General features: G+C 71.3%; 23 protein-coding genes and 2 pseudogenes. 13 read left to right on the top strand and 12 right to left on the bottom strand.

All coding sequences use genetic code 11. From position 1 onward, the window contains the following. Positions 1 to 60: 60 nt before the first annotated feature. The 4 genes and pseudogenes from DEI82_RS08755 to xseA form a co-directional block, all read right to left on the bottom strand. On the bottom strand, positions 61 to 720 hold the full coding sequence (locus DEI82_RS08755; RefSeq protein WP_111036520.1) for a carbonic anhydrase: 660 nt from the start codon (positions 718 to 720) through the stop codon (positions 61 to 63). Next, positions 717 to 1,373: a DUF4245 domain-containing protein gene (locus DEI82_RS08750; RefSeq protein ID WP_111036519.1), complete on the bottom strand. Its 657-nt coding sequence runs from the start codon at positions 1,371 to 1,373 to the stop codon at positions 717 to 719. The genes DEI82_RS08755 and DEI82_RS08750 overlap by 4 nt, the downstream gene beginning before the upstream one ends. Then, the gene (locus tag DEI82_RS08745; RefSeq protein WP_111027076.1) at positions 1,370 to 1,618 is read right to left on the bottom strand and encodes an exodeoxyribonuclease VII small subunit; all 249 of its coding nucleotides are present in this window, start codon (positions 1,616 to 1,618) and stop codon (positions 1,370 to 1,372) included. The genes DEI82_RS08750 and DEI82_RS08745 overlap by 4 nt, the downstream gene beginning before the upstream one ends. A 78-nt stretch (positions 1,619 to 1,696) precedes the next feature. After that, positions 1,697 to 2,989: pseudogene (gene xseA / locus DEI82_RS08740) on the bottom strand (exodeoxyribonuclease VII large subunit); the annotation flags it as partial. 168 nt (positions 2,990 to 3,157) lie between these two features. Here xseA and DEI82_RS08735 point away from each other — a divergent pair. Together DEI82_RS08735 and DEI82_RS16380 are read left to right on the top strand one after the other, a co-directional pair. Continuing rightward, the gene (locus DEI82_RS08735; protein ID WP_111010893.1) at positions 3,158 to 4,225 is read left to right on the top strand and encodes a 4-hydroxy-3-methylbut-2-enyl diphosphate reductase; all 1,068 of its coding nucleotides are present in this window, start codon (positions 3,158 to 3,160) and stop codon (positions 4,223 to 4,225) included. Beyond that, positions 4,222 to 4,953 (top strand): DUF6264 family protein, encoded by a 732-nt coding sequence (locus tag DEI82_RS16380; protein ID WP_111036517.1) that lies wholly within the window; start codon positions 4,222 to 4,224, stop codon positions 4,951 to 4,953. The genes DEI82_RS08735 and DEI82_RS16380 overlap by 4 nt, the downstream gene beginning before the upstream one ends. Before the next feature lie 123 nt (positions 4,954 to 5,076). On the opposite strand, the gene DEI82_RS08725 is transcribed toward DEI82_RS16380, so the two are convergent. Together DEI82_RS08725 and fbaA are read right to left on the bottom strand one after the other, a co-directional pair. After that, the gene (locus DEI82_RS08725; RefSeq protein ID WP_111036516.1) at positions 5,077 to 6,342 is read right to left on the bottom strand and encodes a M18 family aminopeptidase; all 1,266 of its coding nucleotides are present in this window, start codon (positions 6,340 to 6,342) and stop codon (positions 5,077 to 5,079) included. A 2-nt stretch (positions 6,343 to 6,344) separates the two neighbouring features. Further along, on the bottom strand, positions 6,345 to 7,373 hold the full coding sequence (fbaA, locus tag DEI82_RS08720) for a class II fructose-bisphosphate aldolase (protein WP_111010890.1): 1,029 nt from the start codon (positions 7,371 to 7,373) through the stop codon (positions 6,345 to 6,347). A gap of 178 nt (positions 7,374 to 7,551) precedes the next feature. Between fbaA and glpX the strand changes: the two genes are divergently transcribed. After that, on the top strand, positions 7,552 to 8,538 hold the full coding sequence (glpX, locus tag DEI82_RS08715) for a class II fructose-bisphosphatase (protein WP_111010889.1): 987 nt from the start codon (positions 7,552 to 7,554) through the stop codon (positions 8,536 to 8,538). A gap of 116 nt (positions 8,539 to 8,654) precedes the next feature. Here the strand turns inward: glpX and DEI82_RS08710 are convergent, their stop codons facing one another. Both DEI82_RS08710 and DEI82_RS08705 read right to left on the bottom strand, forming a co-directional pair. Then, positions 8,655 to 9,950: a DNA recombination protein RmuC gene (locus DEI82_RS08710; RefSeq protein WP_111036551.1), complete on the bottom strand. Its 1,296-nt coding sequence runs from the start codon at positions 9,948 to 9,950 to the stop codon at positions 8,655 to 8,657. A 72-nt stretch (positions 9,951 to 10,022) separates the two neighbouring features. Further along, positions 10,023 to 10,637, bottom strand: coding sequence for an exonuclease domain-containing protein (locus tag DEI82_RS08705; protein WP_111027081.1), 615 nt, complete (start codon positions 10,635 to 10,637; stop codon positions 10,023 to 10,025). Between the two features lie 179 nt (positions 10,638 to 10,816). Between DEI82_RS08705 and ychF the strand changes: the two genes are divergently transcribed. Beyond that, entirely contained in the window at positions 10,817 to 11,890 is a 1,074-nt protein-coding gene (ychF, locus tag DEI82_RS08700) for a redox-regulated ATPase YchF (protein WP_111036515.1), read from the top strand. Between the two features lie 239 nt (positions 11,891 to 12,129). Here ychF and DEI82_RS08695 read toward each other — a convergent pair whose 3' ends face one another. Continuing rightward, positions 12,130 to 12,729 (bottom strand): TetR family transcriptional regulator, encoded by a 600-nt coding sequence (locus tag DEI82_RS08695; protein ID WP_111013668.1) that lies wholly within the window; start codon positions 12,727 to 12,729, stop codon positions 12,130 to 12,132. 102 nt (positions 12,730 to 12,831) lie between these two features. Here DEI82_RS08695 and DEI82_RS08690 point away from each other — a divergent pair, with 102 nt between their 5' ends. From DEI82_RS08690 to DEI82_RS16375, 3 genes and pseudogenes are all read left to right on the top strand, one after another. Further along, positions 12,832 to 13,779, top strand: coding sequence for an aldo/keto reductase (locus tag DEI82_RS08690; RefSeq protein ID WP_111036514.1), 948 nt, complete (start codon positions 12,832 to 12,834; stop codon positions 13,777 to 13,779). 107 nt (positions 13,780 to 13,886) lie between these two features. Next, positions 13,887 to 14,186, top strand: a pseudogene (locus DEI82_RS08685) (DUF933 domain-containing protein); the annotation flags it as partial. 28 nt (positions 14,187 to 14,214) lie between these two features. After that, positions 14,215 to 14,895: a hypothetical protein gene (locus DEI82_RS16375; protein WP_220037253.1), complete on the top strand. Its 681-nt coding sequence runs from the start codon at positions 14,215 to 14,217 to the stop codon at positions 14,893 to 14,895. Positions 14,896 to 15,017: 122 nt separating this feature from the next. On the opposite strand, the gene DEI82_RS08675 is transcribed toward DEI82_RS16375, so the two are convergent. Together DEI82_RS08675 and DEI82_RS08670 are read right to left on the bottom strand one after the other, a co-directional pair. Further along, positions 15,018 to 15,404: a HepT-like ribonuclease domain-containing protein gene (locus DEI82_RS08675; protein ID WP_111036513.1), complete on the bottom strand. Its 387-nt coding sequence runs from the start codon at positions 15,402 to 15,404 to the stop codon at positions 15,018 to 15,020. Continuing rightward, positions 15,401 to 15,865 carry a nucleotidyltransferase domain-containing protein gene (locus tag DEI82_RS08670; protein ID WP_111036549.1) on the bottom strand — a complete coding sequence of 155 codons (465 nt, stop codon included), beginning with the start codon at positions 15,863 to 15,865 and terminating at the stop codon, positions 15,401 to 15,403. Before DEI82_RS08670 ends, DEI82_RS08675 begins: the two co-directional genes overlap by 4 nt. Positions 15,866 to 16,010: 145 nt before the next feature. Here DEI82_RS08670 and DEI82_RS08665 point away from each other — a divergent pair, with 145 nt between their 5' ends. Then, entirely contained in the window at positions 16,011 to 16,475 is a 465-nt protein-coding gene (locus DEI82_RS08665) for a phage tail protein (RefSeq protein ID WP_111036512.1), read from the top strand. 133 nt (positions 16,476 to 16,608) lie between these two features. On the opposite strand, the gene DEI82_RS08660 is transcribed toward DEI82_RS08665, so the two are convergent. Beyond that, positions 16,609 to 17,625 (bottom strand): LacI family DNA-binding transcriptional regulator, encoded by a 1,017-nt coding sequence (locus DEI82_RS08660; protein WP_111013665.1) that lies wholly within the window; start codon positions 17,623 to 17,625, stop codon positions 16,609 to 16,611. A 165-nt stretch (positions 17,626 to 17,790) separates the two neighbouring features. Here DEI82_RS08660 and DEI82_RS08655 point away from each other — a divergent pair, with 165 nt between their 5' ends. The 5 genes from DEI82_RS08655 to DEI82_RS08635 are packed head-to-tail and all read left to right on the top strand — an operon-like array spanning position 17,791 to position 25,098. Further along, positions 17,791 to 19,725, top strand: coding sequence for a glycoside hydrolase family 127 protein (locus DEI82_RS08655; protein ID WP_111036511.1), 1,935 nt, complete (start codon positions 17,791 to 17,793; stop codon positions 19,723 to 19,725). A 56-nt stretch (positions 19,726 to 19,781) separates the two neighbouring features. Next, complete coding sequence (locus tag DEI82_RS08650) at positions 19,782 to 21,056, top strand: ABC transporter substrate-binding protein (protein WP_111036510.1); 1,275 nt, start codon at positions 19,782 to 19,784, stop codon at positions 21,054 to 21,056. A gap of 9 nt (positions 21,057 to 21,065) precedes the next feature. Next, positions 21,066 to 22,010: a carbohydrate ABC transporter permease gene (locus DEI82_RS08645; RefSeq protein WP_111036509.1), complete on the top strand. Its 945-nt coding sequence runs from the start codon at positions 21,066 to 21,068 to the stop codon at positions 22,008 to 22,010. Beyond that, on the top strand, positions 22,007 to 22,906 hold the full coding sequence (locus tag DEI82_RS08640) for a carbohydrate ABC transporter permease (RefSeq protein WP_111010881.1): 900 nt from the start codon (positions 22,007 to 22,009) through the stop codon (positions 22,904 to 22,906). The genes DEI82_RS08645 and DEI82_RS08640 overlap by 4 nt, the downstream gene beginning before the upstream one ends. Then, a complete protein-coding gene (locus DEI82_RS08635) occupies positions 22,903 to 25,098 on the top strand; it encodes a hypothetical protein (protein ID WP_181435160.1) in 2,196 nt (731 codons plus the stop codon). The genes DEI82_RS08640 and DEI82_RS08635 overlap by 4 nt, the downstream gene beginning before the upstream one ends. Positions 25,099 to 25,122: the final 24 nt, after the last annotated feature.

The following is a 25,122-nucleotide window of genomic DNA, read 5'->3' as shown; positions in this document are numbered from 1 at the left end:
CGGCGATTCGCGCCGGTCGACGGAGGCGTCGGGCGCGGGGCCCGGCCGTGGCGGGAGGACTCAGGCGTCCCCGACCACGGTGTCGATGTCGACCAGTCCCGTCGTGAGGTCGTAGGTCGCACCGACGACGGCCAATCTACCCTCGGCGATGGCGTCCGACACGGCACCGGAGCGCTCGATGACCGTCCGCATGGTGGCCTCGAGGTGGGCCGCACCCACGGCCTCCGGGTCGACGGCGAGGGCGGTGTCGGCGGCGGCGTCCGGCGCCGGGGCTCCCGCGGCGGCGCCGACCGTGGACCGCACCCGCTCGACGCTGGGGGCGATCGCGTCCACGAGGGCCTGGAGGTGCGGCGCCGGCACGGGTTCGCCCGAGCACGCGGCGTTGACCGCTCCGCAGCGGGTGTGCCGGAGCACGACCACCAGCGGCGTGCCGAGCGCGACCACCGCGAACTCGATCGACCCGAGCACGACGTCGTCCGCGATCTGCCCGGCGTTCCGGATGGCGAACACGTCGCCGATGCCGGCGTCGAACACGTGCTCGAACGGCACGCGGCTGTCCGAACAGCCGAGGACGGTCGCGAAGGGCGACTGGGACGCGGCCAGCTCGCTCCGGCGCTCGGGGTCGGTGCGACCGACGCGACGTTTGTCGGAGGCGAACCGAGCGTTGCCCTCGACGAGCAGGCGCAGGGCCTCGGCTGGGGTGCTGGCGGCGCGGCTCATCGGTTCTGGTCCTCCAGTTGGGTGGCGATGCGGTGTGCGACGGTGCGGAACGAGGCGTCGTCCGCCGTGCCGGCCAGGACGACCGTGCTCGCACCGAACGTCGCGACGAGCGAGTAGGCCTCGTTCCCGGCGCCCTTGCCCTCGTCGCGCCGGTCGTACACGGTCCATTTCGTGCCGTCGATGGTGCGTGAGCCGGTGGCGGCGTGTTCGTCGAGCTGGTTGGCGACCCACGTCTGGTTCGCCCTGATGCCCTGGTGCACGCCGATGTACTGGTCGTCCGGGGTGATGAGTCCGACGGTCCAGACGTCGACCCCGTCGGCGGTGTCGTCCTGGAAGTCCGCGCGGTTCGCCGAGTACCCCGACGGCAGTCGTGGCGCGACCAGGGTCACGTGCGGGACGTCGGCCTGCGCCGCGACCGACCGGTAGTCGACGTGGGTCGACGTGCTCGACGGGTGATCGGGCCGGGCGACGATCGCGACGAGTGCCAGCACGACGGCCAGGGACGCCGCGAGGGACAGCACGAGGTTGAGCGCCGTCTGGTGCTGCCGGCGGACGCGACGGGCGTCCTCCTTGCGGATCCGGGTCTCCTCGGCGGTCTCGGGGCGTCCGAGCTCGGCGACGACCGGCGCGCCCTGCGGGTGTTGGTCGCTCATCGGTCGTCCTCGGGCGGCACGCCGTTGCGTGCCGCGTCGAGTCGTGCCCGGGCGCCGACGAGCCACTCCTCGCACCGAGCGGCCAGGGCCTCGCCCCGCTCCCACAGCGCGAGCGACCGTTCGAGTGTCGCGGAGCCCTGCTCGAGCTCGGACACGACGCGGACGAGTTCGTCGCGAGCGGCCTCGTAGCTCAGCGAGGCGACGTCCGACCCCTGGTCGGCTCCGGAAGCGGCTGGTGCTGGCACCGTCCGATCCTACCGAGCACCCGGTGACAGCACGGCGTCGTCGGCGTCGAGCTGGGGATCGTCCCGACCCGCCCCGTCGGACTCGGCCCCGTCGGACTCCCCCCCGTCGGACGCCGCGGCGTCGCCCGGCGCCGGACGCGCGCCCTGCGGACCGGGTCCGTCGGCGGTGATGGTGCCGACCGCCGTGCCGTCGCCGAGCGTCACCCGCACCGGCGTCGGTGCCGTGACCTCGGCGGACGAGCGCACCACCGCGCCGTCATCGGTCTGGACGATCGCGTAGCCGCGCCGGAGGGTGTCCCGCGGCGACAGCGCCCGCAGCCGACCGGTGAGGTGCCCGACCTCGTGGTGGGAGCGCTCGATCGTCCGCTCGAGGAGTTCACGGCTGCGGGACAGGTCGCGCGCGACCTCCTCGGCCCGGGTGTCGACGAGCCACGCGGTGGACGCGAGCGCGGGACGGGACCGGAGCGCGGCGATCCGGTCCGCCTCCACCGAGAGCGTGTGCGACAGGCGGAGTCCGATCCGGGCGCGGGCCTGGCGGACGTTCGCGAGCTCCTCGGCCACGTCGGGCACGACGCGCTTGGCGGCGTCGGTGGGGGTCGACGCACGGAGGTCCGCGACCTCGTCCAGCAGCGGGCGGTCGGCCTCGTGCCCGATGGCCGAGACGATCGGTGTCGTGCATGCGGCGGCGGCGCGGACCAGACCCTCGTCGCTGAAACCGAGCAGGTTCTGGAAGTCACCGCCACCACGCGCGACGATGATGACGTCGACCTCCGGGTCGGCGTCGAGGGTCTGGATCGCCGCGGTCACCTCGGCCACGGTGCGGTCGCCCTGCACGGCGGCGTGCACGGTGCGGAACGCGACCTGCGGCCAGCGGAGCTGCGCGTTGCGGAGCACGTCCTTCTCGGCGTCGGAGTCCTTGCCCGTCACGAGTCCGATCCGCCGGGGCAGGAACGGCAGCGGGCGCTTCCGCGCGGCGTCGAACAGCCCCTCGGCGAGCAGGGTGGCGCGGAGCCGCTCGAGGCGTTCGAGCAGGTCCCCGAGTCCGACGTGCTTCATCTCGACGACCTGCATCGTCAGGGAGCCGCCCTTGACCCAGTAGTTGGGCTTGATCGCGGCGACGACACGGTCGCCCTGCCCGAGGTCGGACGGGACCCGCGCACGGACGCTCGACCAGATCGAGAACGACACGGTGGCGTCGACCTCGCAGTCCTTGAGCTTGCCGTAGACGTTGCCGCCGGCCACGTTCCACTGCGTGATCTCGCCCTCGACCCACGCGGTGCCGAGCCGGTCGATCCAGTCCCGGAGCTTCGCGCCGAGCAGCGCGACCGGCCACGGGTTGTCCGCGGTCGGGGGGCCCTGGTCGATCGCCATGCACTGCTCCTGTCGTCGTGCGCCGACGTCGTGCCGCCGGTCGTGGGAGGGTCTCCATCATCCCCCGTTCCCCGGACGGTCTCGGTCGTCCGGGGCGTTCCTCCACACCGGTTCCGCCCAGGGCGGACGCCCAGGGGACGTGTCAGCGTCGGCACCTAGGATCGACGCGTGACGATCACCAACGGACGCACCGTGCAGCTCGCGCCGCCCCGCGTCCCGGCGGCTCGCGGCCGACTCCGGGACGAACCGGTCGCCGGCACCAAGAAGGTCCTCCTCGCCGCCCCTCGCGGGTACTGCGCCGGGGTCGACCGTGCCGTCATCGCGGTCGAGAAGGCGCTCGAGCAGTACGGGCAGCCCGTGTACGTCCGCAAGCAGATCGTCCACAACGTCCACGTCGTGTCGACACTCGAACAGGCGGGCGCCGTGTTCGTCGATGACGTCGCCGAGGTCCCGCACGGCGCGCACGTCGTCTTCAGCGCCCACGGGGTCTCGCCCGCGGTCGTGCAGGGGGCGGCCGACCGCGACCTCCACGCGATCGACGCGACCTGCCCGCTCGTCACGAAGGTCCACCGCGAGGCCCTGCGGTTCGCCAAGGCCGACCGCACGATCATCCTCATCGGTCACGCCGGACACGAAGAGGTCGAGGGCACGATGGGGCACGCCCCGGAGCGCACGATCCTCGTCAACGGCCCGGAGGACGTCGCCGCGCTCGAGGTCCCGGACCCGACGAACCTCGTCTGGCTCTCGCAGACCACGTTGAGCGTCGACGAGACGATGGAGACCGTCCGCCTGCTGCGCGAGAAGTTCCCGCTCATCGAGAACCCGCCGTCCGACGACATCTGCTACGCCACGCAGAACCGCCAGGTCGCGATCAAGAAGGTGGCGGCCGACGCCGACCTGGTGATCGTCGTCGGCTCCGCGAACTCGTCGAACAGCGTCCGCCTGGTCGAGGTCGCGCTCGAGCACGGTGCCAAGGCCGCGCACCGCGTCGACTACGCCGAGGAGATCCAACAGGAGTGGCTCGACGGCGTGCAGACCGTGGGCGTCACCTCCGGCGCCTCCGTCCCCGAGGTCCTGGTGCGCGAGGTGCTCGAACAGCTCGCGGACGCCGGCTTCGGCACGGTGGACGAGGTCGTCACCGCGCACGAGGACCTCATGTTCTCGCTGCCGAAGGAGCTCCGCACCGACGCGACGGGACAGCGCGACGCGCGCGCCCTGGGTGGCCGTACCCGGTGAGCGACGCGACCGACGGCCGGGAGGCCCCTCCCGCGTCCGGCGGTCGATCCTCCGATCCCGTCGGCCGGGAGGCCCCTCCCGCGTCCGGCGATGGTCCCACTCCCGAACGCCGTCCGGATCCGGCCGACGCTGCCGGCCGCACCGTCGGTCGGCCCGCCCCGCAGTACGGCGAGTACGCGCCCGAGGGCTGGGTCAATCCGGTCGAGGTCGAGCGCGCACGCGGTGAACGCGAGGCGGCGGAACGCCGCCGGGCCGAGGCCGACGACCAACGAAGGCCGGTTCCGGTGGGCCGGGTCGGGCCTCCCGGCCGTGCACCGGGGCGATCCCGTCCCGCGGTGCCGACGTCCGGCCGGTTCGGTGCGTCCCCCGGAGACCTGCTCCTGACGGTGCTGCTGCTGGCGTTCGGGTTCACGACCGTCGTGCAGCAGCTCTTCGGCATCAGTCACACCGCCGCGACCATCGCCGACCAGATCGCCGCGCGCTACACCGAACTCGCCCACCCGGAGGCGCTCGTGCCCGCGAGCGCGCTGTGCGCCGTCGTGGACCTCGTGTTGTTGATCGGCACGGTGTGGTGGTCGGTGGCGCGCCTCCGCCGTCGCCGGGTCACGTTCTGGGTGCCGCTCGTCGGTGGTGCGGTCGCCGGGGCGTTCTCGGTCGTCGTCTACGTCGTCGTGCTCGCGCACGACCCCGCGTACGTCACCTGGATGGTCACGCACAGCGGGCTCTGACCGAGCGCCACCGACCAGTGGCCGAGCGCCACGGACCAGCGGCCGAGCGTCGCCGATCCGGTGGCCGCATCGCGCCGATCCGGTGGCCGCACCGCGCCGATCAGCGGCCGGACCGCGCCGGCCTCAGCCGACCAGGAACGCGCCCACCGCCGCGTGGAGGGCCGCGAGGTCGTCCACGTGCACGAGCTCCCGCGCCGAGTGCATGGACAGCAGCCCGACGCCGATGTCCACGGTGGGGATCCCGAGCCGGGTCGCGGCGAGCGGACCGATGGTCGAGCCGCCGGGGATGCCGTTGTGGTTGACGAAGGGCTGGTACGCGACGCCGGCCGCGGCGCATGCGGCGGCGAACACGGCCTCGCCCCGGCCGTCGGTCATGTACCGCTGGTTCGCGCTGATCTTGAGCAACGGACCCGCGCCCGGTCGGGGCCGGTTCGCCGGGTCGTGCTTCTCGCCGTGGTTCGGGTGCACCAGGTGTCCGGCGTCGCTCGAGAGCAGCCACGACGCGCGGAACGCCCGCGCCGCCTCGCCGACCGTCGCGCCGAGTCCGGCCTGGACACGGCGCAGCACGTCCTCGAGGAAGGGCCCGGACGCACCCGACGGGGTGGCGGAGCCCACTTCCTCGTGGTCGAACGCCGCGAACACGGGGACGTGGTCGGCGTCCCCGGGCGCCGCGATGACCCCACGGAGCCCGGCGTGCACGCTCGTCAGGTTGTCCATGCGCCCGGACGCCAGGAACGCGCCGTCGATCCCGATGCGGGCCGGGGCCTGCGTGTCGGCGAGGAACAGGTCCCAGGCCACGACGTCGCCGGGGATCCGGGCGCGGAGCCACTCGACGACGTCCGGCCCGCCGAGGGTGCCGCCGTCGGTACCGACCACGGGCAACACGTGTCGCTGTCGGTCGATCGCCGCGCCCTCGTTCACCCCGCGGTCCAGGTGGATCGCCAGGTTGGGGATGCGCGCGACGGCCTCGGTCGCCACGAAGGTCGTGCTGCCGTCGGCGAGGACCGCGCGTCCGGCGATGCGGAGGTCGCGGTCGAACCAGGTCGAGAGGATCGGTCCGCCGTACACCTCGACGTCGAGTTGCTCCCACCCCGCGTTCCGGACCACCGGGTTCGGCTTGACGCGGAACCCGGGGGAGTCCGTGTGGGCGCCGACGATCCGGAACGGGGTGGTGGGCGTCGCGCTCGCCGGCAGTCGCCATGCGATGACGGCGCCGTCGCGCACGACGACGTACGCGCCGGCGTCGGTCGGCCAGTCGTCGAGCTCGTCGAGCTGTGTGAACCCGGCCGCCACGAGCCGGCGGGCCGCAGCATCCGCGGCGTGGAGGGCCGTGGGCGCGTCGACGACGAACGACGCGAAGTCGGGGACGAGGGCGTCGGGGTCGGTCACGCTCAGCTCTGGGACTGTCCGGCCGACCCGAGCACCTTCGCCGCCTGGACGACGCGGGCGGCCATGGCGGTCTCGGCCTTCTTGCCCCAGGCCCGCGGGTCGTACTGCTTCTTGTTCCCGACCTCGCCGTCGACCTTGAGCACGCCGGTGTAGTTCGTGAACATCGAGTCGGCGATGTCGCGCGTGAACGCGTACTGCGTGTCGGTGTCGATGTTCATCTTGATGACGCCGTTCGACACGGCCTCGTGGATCTCGTCGTCGGACGACCCGGAGCCGCCGTGGAACACGAGGTCGAGCGGGTTCTGACCGGTGCCGTGGTGCTCGGCGATGCCGCGCTGGATCTCGCCGAGGAGCTCCGGACGGAGCTTGACGTTGCCCGGCTTGTAGACGCCGTGCACGTTGCCGAACGTCAGCGCGGCGATCCACCGGCCCTCGTCGCCCATGCCGAGCGCCTCGACGGCCTTCTCGACATCGCCGAGCGTCGTGTACAGGGCCTCGTTCGTGCCCTCGTGCTTGACGCCGTCCTCCTCGCCGCCGACGACGCCGATCTCGACCTCGAGGATCGCGTTGATGTTGCGGGTCTTCTGGATCATCGTCTTCGCGATCTCGAGGTTCTCGTCGAGGGGGATCGCCGAACCGTCCCACATGTGGGACTGGAAGATCGGGTCGCGGCCCTGCCGGATCTCGTCCTCGCTCGCCTGGATGAGCGGCAGGACGAACGAGTCGAGCGCGTCCTTGGGGCAGTGGTCGGTGTGGAGCGCCACCGTGATCGGGTAGTTCTTGGCGACCTCGTGAGCGAACGCCGCCATGGCCAGCGCGCCGGCGGCCCGGTTCTTGACCGTGTGGCCGGCGAAGTAGTCGGCACCGCCCGTCGTCACCTGGATGATGCCGTCCGACCCCGCCTCGGTCAGGCCCTGCAGGACGGCGTTGATCGTCTGCGACGACGAGACGTTCACGGCCGGGTACGCGAACTTGCCGGCCTTCGCGCGGTCGATCATCTCGGCGTACTGCTCGGGGGTTGCGATGGGCATCTCGGCTCTCCTTCGACGTGTCGATCCGTCCACGATCGTAGCCAGGGGCCGGGAGGCCGGTCACAGGTGGTCGAGGGCGGCCTCCCGCCCGGCGCGCCGTCCGACTCCGGACGACAGCTGTCGCTCAGCTCTGGGACGACCGAACGTCCACTGGGAAGCGGCTCGGTACGCTGGACGAGTGAATGCGACTGACACCGGTGCCCTGTTCCTCCAGCCCGACCGCAACCTGGCGCTCGAGCTCGTGCGTGCGACCGAGGCGGCGGCGATCCGCGCGCAGCCGTGGGTGGGGCGGGGTGAGAAGAACCTCGCCGACGGTGCCGCGGTGGACGCGATGCGCAAGTTCCTCGGCACGGTCAACTTCGACGGCGTCGTCGTGATCGGTGAGGGCGAGAAGGACCAGGCGCCCATGCTGTTCAACGGCGAGCACGTCGGCAACGGGCACGGACCCGCGTGTGACATCGCGGTCGACCCGATCGACGGCACATCGCTCACCGCGGCCGGGCGACAGAACGCGATCTCGGTGATGGCGGTCTCCGACCGGGGGTCGATGTACGACCCGTCGGCGGTGTTCTACATGAACAAGATCGCGGCCGGCCCCGAGGGGCGCGGGGTCCTCGACCTGCACAAGCCCGTCGGCGAGAACATCCGTGCGCTGGCGAAGGCGAAGCACAAGGACATCGAGGACATGCAGATCGCCGTCCTGGACCGTCCCCGGCACGAAGAGCTCATCCGGCAGATCCGCGCGGCGGGTGCCGGCACGCGGCTGCTGCTCGACGGTGACGTCGCCGGCGGGATCTCGGCGGCGATGCCCGGATCGAAGATCGACATGTGCGTCGGTGTCGGCGGGACGCCCGAGGGCATCATCACCGCCTGCGCGATCAAGGCGCTCGGCGGCGTGATCCTGGGGCAGCTGCAGCCCAAGGACGACGACGAGCGGCAGAAGGCCATGGACGCCGGGCACGACCTCGACCGCGTGCTCGACCAGGACGACCTGGTCACGGGCGACAACACGTTCTTCGTGGCCACGGGTGTCACCGACGGCGTGCTCGTCGACGGCGTCCGTCGCTCCCGCGGTGTCATCCACACCGACTCGATCGTGCTCCGTTCGCACTCCGGCACGGTCCGCCGGATCCAGGCCGACCACCGCGTCGAGAAGTGGTTCTGACCCCCACCCCCCTCGCGAGATCGCACCTGTTGCCGTTCTGACCACCGTCGGAACGGCAACAACTGCGATCTCACCGAGCTCAGCGACCCGTCGCCGTCGCCGGTGGCCGGTCGCTGTCAGTCGTCGTCGACCGCGGCGACGAGTTCCGGCGCGGTGAGCAGGCGGGGCTCGTCCTCGACGGGGGTGGGTTCGGCGATCACCTTGGCCTCGTCGAGCAGCGACAGGCGACGGGCCGACGGCAGCACCTGCCGCTCGAGCGAACCGACGAAGCGGTTGTAGTCGACCACGGTCCCGCGGATCGTCCGACCGAGCTTGTCCACGTGCCCGGCCATCGTCGCGAGCCGCCCGTACAGCTCGCGGGACACGCGGAACAGCTCGCGGGCCTCCAGGGTGACGACGTCCTGCTGCCAGCTGAACGCGACGGTCTTGAGGACCGACCACAGCGTCACCGGCGAGGCGAGTGCGATCCGCTTCCGGAACGCGTGATCGAGCAGCCCCGGATCCGCGGCCAGTGCACTCGACACCAGGGACTCGGACGGGATGAACGCGATCGTCAGCTCGGGTGAGGCGTCGTACCCGGACCAGTACTCGCGCGCGGCCAGGGCGTCGACGTGGGCGCGGACGGCGCGCACGTGCTGGTCGAGCAGTGCCCGGCGGCGGGCGGCGGCCTCACCCGTGGCGGTCTCGGGGATGCTCGTGGCCTCGAGGTAGGCGCTGAACGGGACCTTCGCGTCGACGGCGATCGACTTGCCGCCCGGCAGGTGCACGACCATGTCCGGACGGGCGGCCCCCACGGTGGTGGTGACGCTCGACTGGACGTCGAAGTCGACGCGTTCCAGCAGCCCCGCGGCCTCGACCACGTTCCGCAGCTGGGTCTCGCCCCACACGCCGCGGGTGCTGTTCGACGACAACGCGCTCGCGAGGGTCTCGGCGGTGGCGCGCAGTCGCTCCTCCGACTCGACCGCGGCACGGAGCTGTGCCGACAGCGCGCCGTACTGCTCCCCGCGGCTGCGCTCGAGCGCCGTCACCGTCCGCTGCATCTGCTCGAGCGTGGCCGCGACCGGCCCGAGCGCCGTGAGGACGCGGGACTCCTGCTCGCTCCGCGTCGTGTCGGCACCGTGCATGCGGGAGACGATGTGCTCGAGCTCGGCGGCCCGGCGCTCGAGCGACTCGACCTGCCGGCGGTACTGGGCGTCCTGCATGGCCAGGCGGTCGGCGTGCTCCTGTGCCCGCTCGGCGTCGTGCGCGGCAGCGTCGGCGACGGCACGGTCCAGCTGCGCGCGGAGACCGTCGGCCGTCGCCCGGGCGGTCGCGAGGTCGGCGCCGGTGCGACCACGCACCACCGACCACGCCACGAGGGCGCCGAGCGCGGCCCCGACGAGCAGTCCGACGACGAGCAGGAGAGCGTCCATGTCCCCGAGCGTGGCAGCCACCTCCGACACCGCCCGCGGGCCCACGCTGCGGCGGGTGACCCGAGCGGGAACTCAGTCGGCGAACGCCATCGCGCGGTCGCCGCGGGGCTCGGACGTCCGCGCGTGGACCGTCCCGAGCTTGGCGTTCGTGGCCGTCGACAGCCCCTCGAGCGAGTCGACGCCGTGCTGCGCGGCCGCGTGCACGATGATCGCGGCGCAGGCCTCGGCGTCGGCGAGGGCGTCGTGGTGGCGGAAGCCGTCGAACCCGGCCGCGCCCGCAGCCATCGGGAGCCGGTAGGAATCGAGCTGGTAGGTGCGTCGGGCGACCTGCAGGCTGCAGAGGTGCCGGTGGGCCACGACGTCGATCCCCGTGGCCGCGCACCCGCCCGCGATGACGCCCATGTCGAACCGGGCGTTGTGGGCCGTCAGGACGTCCTCGCCGGCGAAGGCACACAGCTCGACGTACTGTTCGGCCCAGCCGAGGGCGTCGATGACGTCCTCGGCGACGATGCCGTGGATCCGCGTGTTCCACTCGAGGAACGCGTCGTGCCCGACCGGCGGCCGGATGTACCAGGAGGCCCGTTCCACGACCACGCCGTCGCGCACCTTGACGAGTCCGACCGAACACGCCGAGGCGCTCGATCCGTTGGCCGTCTCGAAGTCGATCGCGGTGAAGTCCAGGGGCACGTCGCCATGCTCGCACGACGCTCCGACATCCCCTCGTGTCACACGCCGCGTCCGTCGCCCGCCGCCGGACCGGGAGGTGCGGGGCGGGCCCGCACCATCCCTCCCGGCCGCCGCCGGACCGGAAGTGCGGGGCGGGCCCGCACCGTCCCTCCCGGCCGCCGCCGTTAGGCTTGTCCGTCGTGGCACTCACCATCGCGATCGTCGGACTCCCGAACGTCGGCAAGTCGACCCTGTTCAACGCCCTGACGAAGAACCAGGTCCTGGCGGCGAACTACCCGTTCGCGACCATCGAGCCGAACGTCGGCGTCGTCAACCTGCCGGACCCGCGCCTGCAGCAGCTCGCGGACCTCTTCCACTCGGAGAAGGTCCTGCCGGCTCCCGTGTCGTTCGTCGACATCGCGGGCATCGTCAAGGGCGCGAGCGAGGGCGAGGGCCTCGGCAACAAGTTCCTCGCGAACATCCGCGAGGCCGACGCCATCGCGCAGGTCGTCCGCGGCTTCGCGGACGACGACGTCGTCCACGTGTCCGGCCAGGTCTCACCGCGCGACGACCTCGAGGTCATCAACACCGAGCTCATCCTCGCCGACATCGAGACCATCGACCGCGCCCTGCCGCGGTACGAGAAGACGGTGAAGCTCAAGCAGGCGGAGCCCGCGGTCCTCGAGACCGCTCGGGAGGCCCGTGCCGCGCTCGAGCAGGGCACGCTCCTGTCCGCGACGTCCATCGACCTGGCCCCGATCAAGGAGCTCGGGCTCCTGTCGGCCAAGCCGTTCATCTTCGTGTTCAACGTCGACGAGGCCGTGCTCACCGACGATGCCCGCAAGGCGGAGCTCGCCGCGCTCGTCGCCCCCGCGCAGGCCGTGTTCCTCGACGCCAAGATCGAGTCCGAGCTCATCGACCTCGAGCCGGACGAGGCACAGGAGCTCCTCGAGGCCACCGGGCAGCCGGAGTCCGGGCTCGACCAGCTCGCCCGCATCGGGTTCGACACCCTCGGGCTGCAGACGTTCCTGACCGCCGGTCCCAAGGAGTCCCGCGCCTGGACGATCGGCAAGGGCTGGAAGGCGCCGCAGGCCGCGGGCGTCATCCACACCGACTTCGAGAAGGGCTTCATCAAGGCCGAGGTGATCTCGTTCGACGACCTCATCGCCGCGGGGTCGATCGCCGAGGCACGGTCTCGTGGGGTCGCCCGGATCGAGGGCAAGGACTACGTCATGCAGGACGGCGACGTGGTGGAGTTCCGCTTCAACAACTGACCGGCTCGGAACGACGCCGATCCGGCGCTGTTCGCCCGCCTCGGTCCGCAGGGAGTCCGCAGGGTCACCGGAGACCTGGCGCAGAGCCCTGCTGACGCGGACCGTGTGCGGTCGTCGGCGTTCGGCCCGACGTGGCTGTAGCCTGCGCGCCGCGGCGATCAGCTGGCTCGTCCGATCACGGACCGGGACGCTTCGACGTCGACCCAGCGGATCGGATGAGCACAGATCCGTGAGCGGCGTCAGGAGCTGGCGTCGAGCGTGTCGAAGGTCCGGCGAAGCAGATCGACGGGGAGGACACCGGGGGTGTCCTCCACGGCCCAGATGCTGATCGCCACGTCGAAGCAGCTGAGCGCGGCGTGCACGAGCGTCCGGGCGCGGAGGTCAGCGTCGTCGCGGGCGATGCGTTCAGCTGTGAGCGGCACGAGTACCTCGGCCCAGGACAGGTGCTTCTCGAGGTTGCGGGCACGGAGCGACGGCGTGCGCAGCATCACGCGGACCGATTGACGGCCGGCGTCGGAGTCCGCGCCGCCGCGTTCGAGCATCACGACGAACGCTTCGCGGAGCGCATCCCAAACAGGTTCGCCAGCTGGTCGGGCGCGGAGCGCGTCGGCGAGGTCGTCTCGGTGGCGAGCCGGATCGCCGATCACCGCGTCCTCCTTCGCGGGGAAGTAGCGGTGGAAGCTCCGGGCGGAGATGCCGACCTCGGCCGCGATCTGCTCGACGGTCACGCTGTCGAACCCCTCCGCGTCGAACCGAGCGACGGCCACCGCGGCGATCCGAGAACGCACGGCGTCGCGGGTGATGTCCCGCAACCCGGTCCGGCTCGTCGTCTCGCTCACGGGGTCATCCTACTGCCGCTGACACTGTGGGCCCAGAGTGTCAGGGTCTGACACGAAAGGCGTACACTGACACGACTTGCTCTCCACACGGAAGGAACCAACATGCAGCAGCGCATCCTCGGCGACCAAGGTCTGGTCGTCAGTGCTGTCGGTTACGGCGCGATGGGCACGGCGTTCGCCTACGGGCCGAGCGACGACACCGAATCGACCGCCGCCATCCGGCACGCGCATGAACTCGGGGTCACGCACTTCGACACCGCAGAGTTGTACGGGTGGGGCGTCGGCGAACGCCTGCTCGGAACCGCCCTCGCTCCGATCCGCGACGAGGTCACCATCGCGACGAAGTTCGGCTTCGCCCGTGGTGCCTACACGCCGGACTCGCGCCCGGAGCACATCCGCGAGGTGGTCGAGGCGAGCCTCCGGAACCTCGGCACCGACTCGATCGACCTCCTGTACCAGCACGTCCATGACCCCGCGGTGCCCGTGGAGGACGTCGTCGGCGTGATGCAGGAGTTCGTCCAGGCTGGGAAGGTCCGCTACCTCGGGCTGTCGAACACCGATGCCGAGCAGCTCCGCCGGGCGAACGCCGTCCACCCGATCTCGGCGTTCCAGACCGAGTACTCCGTGTTCGCCCGAGAGTCCGAGGAGCTCTTCCCCGTCGTCGATGAGCTCGGCATCGGTGTGGTCGCGTACTCGCCGCTGGCGCGCGGCTTCCTGAGTGCGGCCGTCCGCCCTCGCTCCGACTACCCGTCTGACGACATCCGGCACATGCTCGACTGGTGGGCACCGGAGCACTTCGACGCGAACGTCGCCGTCGCCCAGGGGCTGTCGGCAATCGCGGACGACAAGGGCATCTCGCTCTCGCAGCTGTCACTCGCGTGGATCCTCGCGAAGCGCGACGACCTCGTCCCGATCCCGGGGTCGCGCAATGCGAACCGGGTCGCGGAGAACGTGGCCGCGGCGGACGTCGTCCTCACGCCTGATGACATCGCCCGCATCGACGCGTTCGCCGAGCGCGTGCAGGGATCGCGCGCGGCCGCGACTGCCTGAGACGCTCCCCGATGACACGGGGTGCGTGACGCGCTCTTCGGGCGCCGAACGGAGGGGAGAACCGCTCTGGCCTGGTCGACGCCTCGTGTCGACCAGGCCAGCCTGTCGGGCTCGACCAGCTCGCCCGTATCGGGTTCGACACCCTCGGGCTACAGACGTTCCTGACCGCCGGTCCCAAGGAGTCGCGCGCCTGGACGATCGGCAAGGGCTGGAAGGCGCCGCAGGCCGCGGGCGTCATCCACACCGACTTCGAGAAGGGCTTCATCAAGGCCGAGGTGATCTCGTTCGACGACCTCATCGCCGCGGGGTCGATCGCCGAGGCACGGTCTCGTGGGGTCGCCCGCATCGAGGGCAAGGACTACGTCATGCAGGACGGCGACGTGGTGCAGTTCCGCTTCAACAACTGAGCCCGCGGCCGTCGATACGCTCGCCAGGATGACCATCGAGCTCGAGGCTGCCCTCACCGCGCACCGCACCTCGCCCATCCCGATCGCCGTCGACCGCGGCGAGCGGTTCGGCCTGGTCGATCCGGTGTCGATCGCGCCGGACATCGTGGGTCCGGCGGCCGCGGTGGTCGACGGTGATGTCCTCGCACCCGACGCCGCCCGCACGTTGCGCCGTGCGGCGGACGAGCTCTCCGCATCGCTCATCGCCGTGCCCGAGGCTGCGCGGTCGTGGTGCGTGCAGCTCCTGCTCGTCGCGGAACTCACGCTTCGGGTCGATGCAGCGCGCGGCGCAGATGCCCGCGTGGACGAGCCCGAGGAGCGCCCGGACGCGGTACGGCGTCCGCGCTCGGGCCTCGCTGCCCTCTTCCGTGGAGCGCGTTCGCCGCAGACCCCGCCGACGCCGGACCCCGGCGCGTTCGTCGAGCAGCTCGAGGCGATCCTGTTCGCGGTCGACCCGGTCGGCATCGCCTTCGAGACGAACACGGACGAGTACCGCCCCGAGGCCGAGACGATCGCGGACCGGCTGCCCCACGCGACCTCCGTGGACGACGTCCAGCGGATCCTCCACGAGGAGTTCACGGCCTGGTTCGGTCCGGAGACGGCGGGGTCGCCGATGGCGTACCGGGCGATCGCAGCGCGCGTCTGGCTCGTCTGGAGCGGCCAGCACTGACGGACGGGAGGCGCGGGGCGGCGCCGTCCCGCGCCTCCCGTCTGACCGGCACAGCTGCCGCGATGTACGCTTCCGCAGTCTGCCCGCGTACCAGAACCAGCCAGCTCCCTGTCGTCGCAGGTTCAGTCCACGAGGGCGATGATCACCGCGGGGACACGGTGTTCGATCACTCCCCAGACGATGTCCTTCCGCGCTGCCCGGTAGTCGTGGGACAGGATGTTCCGTGTCCTCCGGACCGCCGCGAGTGAGAGGTCCGGCGGCAGGAGCGCTGCCCGTTCAGGTGGGAGGCGTCCGATCAGGTCGTCGAAGTGGATGATGACGGCTTCAGCCGCCCGGTAGGTGAGGCTCCGGGGCGCGTTGAACTCCCGCTGGCCGTGCTCCACGATCGCCGAGCACTCGGCCAGCAGGTCCAGGAGTCCCGCTCTGACGGCGGGCCATCGATCGCGCGCTGTCGACCGAGCATCCGGCGTGACGCGGGGAAGCGGTGCGAACTGGTCACCGTCCGTCACAGTCGCACGGCCTCGTCCTGCACGTGGCGGAAGAAGGGGTCTTGGACCTGGGCGTCCGTGAGGACATCGACGGCGAAGCCGGTCATCTGTTCGACCGCGTCCGCAAACCCGCCGAGATCGAAGAGCGTCGCGCCCGGGCCGAGTGTGACGAGGAGGTCGATGTCGCTCTGCTCGGTGTCCTCGCCACGGACCGCCGACCCGAAGACACGGACATCGCGGAGATGGAACCGGTCCGCCTCGTGGCGGATGTCCTCCGCGTACACGGCCAACGGGATGCTCGGCCTCGTGTGGGCGGCCGTCAGGATCCGCTCGAGCGACTGGGCGCGCGGCCGCTTCCGCCCGCTCTCGTACGCCGAGATGGTGGGCTGCTGCATCCCCGCCGCACAGGCCAGCGCGGACTGGGACATGCCGATGTCCGCCCTCGCGGCGCTGATGAGATCCGCGGCGCGGTCGGTCCGCATGCCATCCTCCCTCACGTCCTGGACAGCAGTATAGACATCGTCTATGGGGCCTCGGCCGGATGCGGGCGGGCCGGGGAACCGTCCTCGCAGAGACCCTGGAGCGGCACTACGGTGGTGCTCACTCACCCCGCCGAGGAGGGATCGCATGTCCAACACCATCGACTTCGTGGACGTCAGCACGGCCGGTCTCGAGTCCTCGCCGGTGGCCGAGGCGCTCGCCGGCCTCCGCGCGAACGAGGCCCGGTACTACAAGAACAAGTACGACCACGAGTTCGTCACCTCCCCGGCGGACGAGGCCCCCGACGCGGTCGACCGCGTCACGCGGATCCTCGCTGAGGAGCGCGACATCGTGATCGCGTCCCGCCCGCTCGAGGCCACCGACTTCGTGGTCGATGGCCTCCGGATGACGTACGTGTTCTACGAGTCGGGTCTCGCGATCAACGTCATGTACAGCATCGAGGACGGCGGCAAGCGGGCGGTTGGCTTCAAGCTCTCGCAGGGCATGGACGTCCCCGATGAGCTCGCGTCGAAGTTCAAGTTCGCCCGGCAGCGGTCGAAGCTCGCGGGCGAGATCCGCGGCTCGTTCTTCGTGATCAAGGGCGAGTACTGACGTACCCATGATCACGGCCGATCGGCGCAGCTGCGCATGCGGACGACAAGTGCACATGCGGGCGCAAGCGCACTTGTCGTCCGCATGCGCATGTCGGCGCTCCGCGCTCCGCGCTCGGCGCTCCGCGCTCCGCTCAGCCGAGGGGCGCCGTCGACCCCCGCACGACGAGCCGGCACGGCACCTCGGTACGCCCGCCGTCGTCCTGGCCGTCGATCGCGGCGAACAGGCGGTTCGCGGCGATGCGGCCGAGTTCCTGGAGCTGCATGTCGACGCTGCTCAGTTCCGGGCGTGAGCTCTGTGTGACGACGCCCCAGTTGTCGAAGCCGAGCACGGCGACCTCGGTGGGGACGTCGCGCCCGAGCTCGTGGAGCACGTCGACGACGCCGCGCGCGATCTGATCGCTGCCGCAGAAGACCGCGTCGACGTCGGGCGTGGACTCGAGGAGCATGCGGGCGGCACCGCGACCCCAGGCCTCGTTCCAGGTGCCGTGCAGGACGCGTCCGCCCGCGAGTTCGAGGCCCGCGTCGTCGAGCGCATCGAGGGCACCGCGCGCGCGGTCACGGGCGGCGTGGTACTCGATCTCGCCGGTGATGTGCGCGATGCGCCGTCGTCCGGCGTCGATGAGGTGCTGCATGCCGACCCGGCCACCCTGCACGTTGTCGCTGACGACGGAGAGCGCCGCGGGGTCCTCGGACGGTGCGTACGCGTAGACGACGGGGACCGGCAGGTCGTCGCCGAGCGACGCACGTGGGTTGGTGCTCGACCCGACGACGATGAGGCCGTCGACCCGGCGCGACAGCAGCGCCTGGACGTGGTGCTGTTCGCGGATCGTGTCGCCACGGGCGTCGCACAGGAAGATCTGGGTGGCACCGGCGCCGAACGCGTCCTCGGCGCCCATCATGATCGGGAGCGAGAAGCGGCCCTCGAGGTCGGACGTGATGAGGCCGACGGTGCCGGTGCGCCCTGCGAGCAGGTTCTGCGCGAGCACGTTCGGCCGGAACGACAGGCGCTCGGCGACGGCGAACACGCGGTCGCGGGTCTCGGAGCGGACCTCGCCCCGCCCGTTCAGCGCACGCGAGGCGGTGGCGATCGAGACCCCTGCGGCTCGTGCGACATCCGTGAGCGTGGCCGCCTTCTGCCGTTCCTTCACGCAGCCCCCTCTTGTCCGACCGCCCCAGGCGTCGACCCCGCTGCCGTGAACAGTACCGGCAACCCGTTGCCGCAAACAGTACCGGCAGCTTTCCGCTTGACGCAATCGAGACCCGGAAGCTACGGTTCGTAAAGCTTTCCGGAGATTTGCAGCAAGGACGCACGAATGACCGACATCAGCACCACCCCCACTTCGCAGCGCGGCCTCGTGGTCGCGCCGACGACGGGCCGCCTCCGCCCCGTCCCCATGACCGACGTCACGATCACGGGCGGCTTCTGGGGTGACCGCCAGGCGACGAACGCCCGCGCCACGCTCCGCCACTGCCTCGAGTGGATGGAGCGACTCGGCTGGGTCGGCAACTTCGACCGCGCGGCCGAGGGGCGAGAGGCTCCGTCCGCAGGCCGGGAGTTCGCCGACTCGGAGATCTACAAGCTCCTCGAGGCGCTCGCGTGGGAGTCCGGACGCTCGGGTGATGCCTGGGTGGAGCAGACGTTCCAGGACCTGTCGGCCCGTGTCGTCGCAGCCCAGCAGGAGGACGGCTACCTCAACACGCGCTTCGGAGGCCCGGGGCAGCAGCCGCGCTGGTCCGACCTCGAGTGGGGCCACGAGCTCTACTGCGCCGGGCACATGATCCAGGCCGCTGTGGCGCGCGCCCGCACCGCCGGCCGCGACGCGTTCGTCGAGGCGGCGATCCGCGTGGCCGACCACGTGTGTGACGTCTTCGGCGCGGACGGCGACCAGCGCGTGTGCGGCCACCCGGAGATCGAGGTCGCGCTCGTGGAGCTCGCCCGCGTGACCGGTGACGAGCGGTACCGGACGCAGGCGGCGCTGTTCATCGAGCGCCGCGGGGACGGCACGCTGCACGATCCCGACGTGCCCGCGTCGTACTTCCTCGACGACCTGCACGTGCGCGACGCAGACGTGCTCCGTGGCCACGCGGTCCGCGCGCTCTACCTGGCGGCCGGCGCGGTCGACCTCGCCGTGGACCGGGGCGACGCCGAGCTGTCGGACGCGCTCCGGACGCAGTGGCACAACACGGTCGCGCACCGCACGTACCTGACCGGTGGCATGGGGTCGCGGCACGAGGGCGAGTCCTTCGGCGACGACTTCGAACTGCCCTCCGATCGGGCCTACTCCGAGACCTGCGCCGGTGTCGGGTCGATCATGTTCAGCTGGCGGCTCCTGCTCGCCGACGGTGAGGAGCGGTACGCCGACCTCATCGAGCGGACGCTGTACAACGTCATCGCGACGAGCCCGGACGAGCAGGGCACCGCGTTCTTCTACGTGAACCCGCTGCAGCGGAACGTGCCCGGCACCCCGGCCGCGGTCGACGAGCCGAGCGAGCGCGCCGCGTCGAGCCAGCGTGCGCCGTGGTTCGCGGTGTCGTGCTGCCCGACGAACGTCGCGCGCACCCTCGCCAGCCTCACCGCGTACGTGGCGACGGTGGACGACGACGGCCTGCAACTGCACCAGTACGCGGAGGGCCGGATCGACACGACGCTGCCCGACGGCCGCACGGTCCGCCTCGAGGTCGCCACGGACTACCCGCTCGACGGCCGCGTGCGGGTCGTCGTCGCCGAGGACGCGCCCGAGCCGTGGACCCTGACCCTCCGCGTGCCGGGCTGGGCCGCTGGCAGCGCCACCGTCGACGCCGGCGACGGAGCCGAGACGGTCGACGGCGGGTCCGTCGCGATCCGTCGCGCCTGGCGTGCCGGCGACGTCGTCACCCTCGACCTCCCGACGCAGCCGCGGCTCGTGGCCCCGGACGAACGGATCGACGCGCTCCGCGGGACGGTCGCGGTGGAGCGCGGGCCGCTCGTGCTCTGCGCCGAGTCGATCGACCAGGACGCCGATCGCGTCGACGCGATCCAGGTCCTCCCGGGGGCCGAGCCGACCGCGGACGGCACCACCGACGCGGCGCTCGACGCGGTCGCCGTCGACGCGCCCGAGCGGGACTGGCCGTACGCCGCCTCGCCCGCGCACGACGCCCAGCGCCCCGGAGCCGTCCGGCTCCGCCCGTACCACCAGTGGGCCGAGCGCGGTCCGTCGACCATGCGCGTCTGGCTCCCGCTGGCGGACGCCGCCACCGCGCAGGCCTGACCCGAACCCGAACCAGCAGCACCACCCGTCATCACGCCAGGGCAAGGAGGCCCATCATGATCAAGCGAACGCGAACCGTCACCGGAGTGGGAGCGCTCGGCATCGCCGCGGCGCTCGTGCTCACCGGCTGCAGCAGCTCGGGCAGCTCGGGCAGCTCGGGCAGCTCGGGCTCCGGCTCGAGCTCGTCCCTCAAGGGCGCCGTCACCGTCGGGTACTCCGGCGGCGGCGTCGTCGACACCTACATGTCGGACATCATCAAGCACGCCGAGAAGGAACTGCCCGGCGTCACGATCAAGACGCACGTCTACCCGACCTACGACGACCAGCTGAACCAGCTGCCGACGCAGTTCGCCGCGGGCACGGCCCCGGACATCACCCTCTGGGACAACTCGGCACCGGTCGCCGAGTACGCGACCGAGGGGGCGATCGCGTCGATGGACGACGTGATCGGGAATACCGATGTCAAGCTCAGCGCGTTCCCGAAGGCGCTCGTGAACGGCTGGAAGATCGGCGGCAAGCTCTACGCGGTGCCGTCGTACCTGCAGAACTCGGGCTACGCCTACAACCAGGACGTGCTCGCGGAGGCGGGCGTCACCTCGACCCCGAAGACCCTCGCCGAGATCGCGACGGCCGCGGCGCAGGTCAAGGCGAAGACGGGCAAGCCCGGCGTGGTGCTGCTCGAGAACCTGTTCCACCTGACGCAGTACATGATCGCGAACGGTGGCGGCTACCACGGCGGCACGACGATCGACTCGAAGCAGAACGTGCAGGCGCTCGACCAACTGTTGACCATGTTCAAGAACGGCGACGCCGAGAGCGCCGAGCAGCTCGGGGCGACCTGGGACGGCGAGGCCTTCGGCAAGGGGAACGCCGCCATGTCCGATGCGGGGCCCTGGTACATCGGCTTCATGCAGACGAGTGACCCGTCGACGAAGTACACACTGACGACGCTCCCCGGGAAGACGGCGTCCTCGTCGACGGTGGCAACCTACGGTGGTGGCTTCAGCATCGCCCAGAAGTCGAAGGACAAGGCGGTCGACATGGCCGTCATCGCCGCGATGACCGACTCGTACTCGCAGAAGGCGATCATCACGACCAAGCTCGGGTACGTCCCGGCCGCCACGAAGTACATCAGCCAGTACCGCCAGGACACCCCGCAGTACGCGGCGTTCACGAACTCGGTGCTGGCGAAGGGCGAGTCGCTCGACTACCCGACCAAGTCGACCGAGTTCGGCAACGACCTGGTCAACGGGTTCCAGCAGCTCGTCGCGAAGAAGGCGACGAGCTCCACGGCCCTGCTGCACCAGCTCCAGCAGAAGTACGGGAAGTAGCCGATCGGCGTGAGTGCCATCAAGAGCTCCATCAGGGCGGCGCGACGGCCCACGTCGTCGCGCCGCCGCGCCTGGCTCCGGACCGACAACCCGGCTGCGTGGCTCATGCTCGCTCCCGCGGTGGTCCTGCTGCTGTGGTGGTTCGCCTACCCGATCGCGCAGTCCGTCGTGCTCAGCGTGCAGCAGGTCGGCAAGTTCGACTTCGACCAGCGCAGCTTCGTCGGGCTGCAGAACTTCGGGCAGCTGTTCGCCGACCCGGCGTTCGGCCGCTCCCTCGGGATCACGGCGACCTTCGTGGCGGGCGTCGTCCCGGCACAGACGGTCCTGGCGATCGTCGTCGCCGCCGTCCTGCGCGGTGCCACCGTCGGCAAGGGCGCACTCCGCACCGCGTACTTCGTGCCCTACATGACATCGACCGTCGCGATCACGACGATCTTCATGCAGCTGTTCGTCAAGGGCGGCATCGCGTCCACCGCACTGTCGCTGTTCGGCCTGCCGAACTCGACCTGGTACGCGAGCCCCGGTCTGGCGCTCTGGTTCCTCGTGATCGTGTACGTGTACATGTTCGTCGGGCTGTACATCGTGATCTTCGTCGGGGGCATGGAGACGATCCCGGCGGACCTGTACGAGGCCGCCGAGATGGACGGTGCGGGCGCCTTCCGTCAGTTCCTCAGCGTCACGCTGCCGGGCGTGCGTCCGTTCACCGCGTTCGTGGTGCTGACCGGGATCATCCAGGCGATCCAGGTCTTCGACCAGGCGTACGTGATCTCGGGCGGGACGGTGCTCGGCAGCCCGGCCGGCGCGACATCGACGATCGTGATCTTCATCTACCAGCAGGCGTTCCGCTTGAGCAACATCGGGTACGCCTCGGCGGCGACCGTGATCCTGCTCGCCATCGTGATCCTCGCCGGCGTCGTCAGCCGGCTCCTCGGCCCGAAGGAGCAGGACGCATGAGCGCCACCTCGACGCAGCGGACCGCGGTCACCCGCCCGAGCACACCGACCAGCGGCACCGGTCGCCCGATGCGCTCGCACCGCACCCAGCAGACGGTCGCCCGGTCCGCCCGGTACACGTTCCTCATCGTGTTCGGACTGATCATGGTCGCCCCGCTGCTGTTCGTGCTGTACTGCTCGTTCCTGTCGCCAGCGGACTTCTTCTCGATCGTCCCGCCGTCGCACCTGACCCTGTCGAACTACACGTACGTGTTCACGCACGCCCCGATCGGACGCTGGTACGCGAACACCGCGATCGTCACGGGCTGCGTCGTCGCCGGCGCCGTCATCGTGAACACCCTGGCGGGTTGGGCGCTGGCCCGTCTGCAGTTCCGCGGCAAGCGCGTCGTGTTCACGGGCATCATCGTGATCCTGCTCGTGCCGCTGCAGGCGTACCTCATCCCGCTCTACCTGCAGATCGTCAAGCTCGGCTGGTTGAACACCTACGCGGCGCTCATCATCCCGTTCATCGTCAACCCGCTCCTCATCTTCCTCATGCGGCAGTCGTTCGGCACGATCCCGAAGGACCTCGAGGAGGCCGCGGCGCTCGACGGCGCGAACCGCTTCCGGATCTTCCTACGGATCGGGCTGCCACTGTCGGTCACGGCGATCGCCACGCAGGCGATCCTCGCCGGCACGTGGACGTGGAACAGCTTCCTCATCCCGGTGACGATGACGAGCGACAAGGACATGTACGTCCTGACGCTCGGCCTCAACAGCCTGCAGTCGCAGAACTACACGCTGCCGACGGTGCAGATGGCGGGCGTGGTGCTGCTCACCCTGCCCGTCGTGGCGATGTTCCTCGTGTTCCAGCGGTTCATCGTGCCGAGCATCGCGTCGAGCGGCATCAAGGGATGACCACGCGCGTCGAGGCCACCGACGTCCCGGGCGGGCTCGGCGTCCGCATCACGACCCCCGGTGTGGGCGGTCCGGCGCTCGTGGCGGCGGCGCCCGTCGTGGTGCTCACGTGGAAGCCCGGAACGGACGCGGCCACGGACGCGGACACGGACGCGGCCACGGACGCGGACGCGGACACCGGCGTCGAGACCGAGCACCGCGCGCCCTACGAGGCGCTGACGGTGACGGCGGACGGCCTCGTCGGCACCGCACGCATCGACGTCGGGGGCGGGACGGTCCTCCAGGTCGAGGACCGGTGGGACACCGACAGCGACGACGTCCGCATGGCCCGCCGGGTCACCGTCCGCGGCGGCCAGGGGCCCGCCCGCGGCTACGGCACGGCGGTCGTCGTCGAGGTCGACGCGGCCGCGCCGTGGGAGCGCGTCGAGCCGTTCTGCCCCGGCGTCGCCTACGGCAACGCGCCACAGGTCGCGCCGCTCGCCATCGCCGGCGTGCACGCACGGCGGGCCGGGGTCACCACCGCGATCGTCCGGGAGGACCGTGCCGCGGCACCGCTGTTCGGCATCCGACTCGAGGACGGAGGCTGGGCGGCCATCGCCCACCGCGACCCGCGCGGTGACACCATCGCCGCCGACGGGATGGTCGAGGACGGTGGCGAGACGATCGTCGATCCGCGGCTCGCGTTCGCGTCCATCGGCGCGCGGAGCACCGGCGACCGCGTGGAGCTCGGCGTGTGGTTCCCCGGCACCGAAGGACCCGTCACCTACAGCAGCGGCGGTCTTCCGCTCCTCCAGCTCGACGCGTGGCGGCGCCGCTTCCACCCCCTGGACGACGGCGCGACCCAGGAGTACGCCGTCGCGGTGCGGACGGGAGGCTCGACCGATTTCCCCGACGTCGTCCGGCAGACCTGGCGGTGGGTCTGGGACCGCTTCGCCCCGGCCGTGCGCAGCGCGGACATCGCGGACGTCGTGCGCAGCGCGGCGGCCGTCCTGGCCGATCAGGTCGTGGCGGTCGCCGGCCGGACCGGGGTCCCGCTCGAGGCGGACGCGGTCGTCCCGGAGCGGACGGACGAGGCGACCGCCGCGGTGATGGGGTTCGTCGGGGCGAACACGGACGCGGCCGTCGTCCTGCTGCGCGAGGCGGACAGCACCGATGACGGCGCCGTGGCCGAGCGGTACCGGGCGAGCGGTCTGGCGATCATCGACTCGTTCGTCACGCTCGCCCTGGACCCGCCCGCTGGCGAGGGGTTCGACACCGTGACGGGTGCGACGACCACGTACCGCACGTTCCGGGACCAGCCGGCGGTGTACGCCCGCGCCGTGGCCGAGGGAGCGCTCGCGGTGCTCGACGCCCTGGCGCTCGAACGCCGTCACGGCGAGGAACACCCGTCCTGGGCCGCCTGGGTCACGAGGGCAGCGAGCTGGTTGCTCCGGAACCAGGCCCTCGACGGTTCCCTCCCGCGCGCCTGGGTGGCCGGCACCGGCGAAGTGCTCGACGACTCGCCGTCCGGGACCGCCACCGTCGTGCCGTTCCTCGTCGCCGTGGGGTCGGAGGAGGCGCTCGCCGGCGCCGTGCGTGCCGCCGAGTTCGTCTGGCGGGAGTACGGACGCCGCGGGTGGTACGCCGGCGGCACCCTCGACAATCCCGACGTGGTGGACAAGGAAGCCGCGGTCCTGGCCGCCGAGGGGTTCCTCGACCTGTACGACGCGACCCGCGGGGCCGAATGGCTGGACCGGGCCGCCTCCGCGGCCTCGGTCGCCGAGACGTGGATCTACGTCTGGGACGTGCCCATGCCGGAGGACGCCGATCCAGGGCTGCTCCACTGGAAGCACGGGGTCTCGACCATCGGACACCAGCTCATCGCGTCCGGGGTGTCGATGACGGACGGGTTCCTCGCCGTGAACGCCTCGGTGTTCGCCCGGCTGTTCGCGCTGACGCACGACGACCACTGGCTCGACGTCGCTCGCGTGGTCACACACGGCACGACCACGATGTTCGCGACGGTCGAGCACGCGTTCGACCTCCGCGGGGTCGGGTGGCAGCAGGAGCACTGGTCGTTCGCCCCACGTCGGGGGTTCGGCCTCAACCGTCGGTGGTTGCCGTGGGTGCCGGTCGCGCACGCCCGGGGGATGTACCGCGTCGAGGATCGTTGTCCACCCGACGTCGCTGCACGCGTGCTCCGCGCCGACTGAGCCCGCTCAGGGCCGGGCGCGTGT

The sequence above is a fragment of the Curtobacterium sp. MCBD17_019 genome, from assembly GCF_003234555.1.
Lineage (GTDB): Bacteria > Actinomycetota > Actinomycetes > Actinomycetales > Microbacteriaceae > Curtobacterium.
This window is presented reverse-complemented; position numbering and strand designations above follow the sequence as displayed.

What these genes read in the sequence shown, in the direction of transcription:
- DEI82_RS08755 (WP_111036520.1), bottom strand. Translation starts at nt 720, where the DNA reads ATGAGCCGCGCCGCCAGCACCCCAGCCGAGGCCCTGCGCCTGCTCGTC.
- DEI82_RS08750 (WP_111036519.1), bottom strand. Translation starts at nt 1,373, where the DNA reads ATGAGCGACCAACACCCGCAGGGCGCGCCGGTCGTCGCCGAGCTCGGA.
- fbaA (WP_111010890.1), bottom strand. Translation starts at nt 7,373, where the DNA reads ATGCCCATCGCAACCCCCGAGCAGTACGCCGAGATGATCGACCGCGCG.
- DEI82_RS08710 (WP_111036551.1), bottom strand. Translation starts at nt 9,950, where the DNA reads ATGGACGCTCTCCTGCTCGTCGTCGGACTGCTCGTCGGGGCCGCGCTC.
- DEI82_RS08690 (WP_111036514.1), top strand. Translation starts at nt 12,832, where the DNA reads ATGCAGCAGCGCATCCTCGGCGACCAAGGTCTGGTCGTCAGTGCTGTC.
- DEI82_RS16375 (WP_220037253.1), top strand. Translation starts at nt 14,215, where the DNA reads ATGACCATCGAGCTCGAGGCTGCCCTCACCGCGCACCGCACCTCGCCC.
- DEI82_RS08670 (WP_111036549.1), bottom strand. Translation starts at nt 15,865, where the DNA reads ATGCGGACCGACCGCGCCGCGGATCTCATCAGCGCCGCGAGGGCGGAC.
- DEI82_RS08665 (WP_111036512.1), top strand. Translation starts at nt 16,011, where the DNA reads ATGTCCAACACCATCGACTTCGTGGACGTCAGCACGGCCGGTCTCGAG.
- DEI82_RS08655 (WP_111036511.1), top strand. Translation starts at nt 17,791, where the DNA reads ATGACCGACATCAGCACCACCCCCACTTCGCAGCGCGGCCTCGTGGTC.
- DEI82_RS08650 (WP_111036510.1), top strand. Translation starts at nt 19,782, where the DNA reads ATGATCAAGCGAACGCGAACCGTCACCGGAGTGGGAGCGCTCGGCATC.
- DEI82_RS08640 (WP_111010881.1), top strand. Translation starts at nt 22,007, where the DNA reads ATGAGCGCCACCTCGACGCAGCGGACCGCGGTCACCCGCCCGAGCACA.
- DEI82_RS08635 (WP_181435160.1), top strand. Translation starts at nt 22,903, where the DNA reads ATGACCACGCGCGTCGAGGCCACCGACGTCCCGGGCGGGCTCGGCGTC.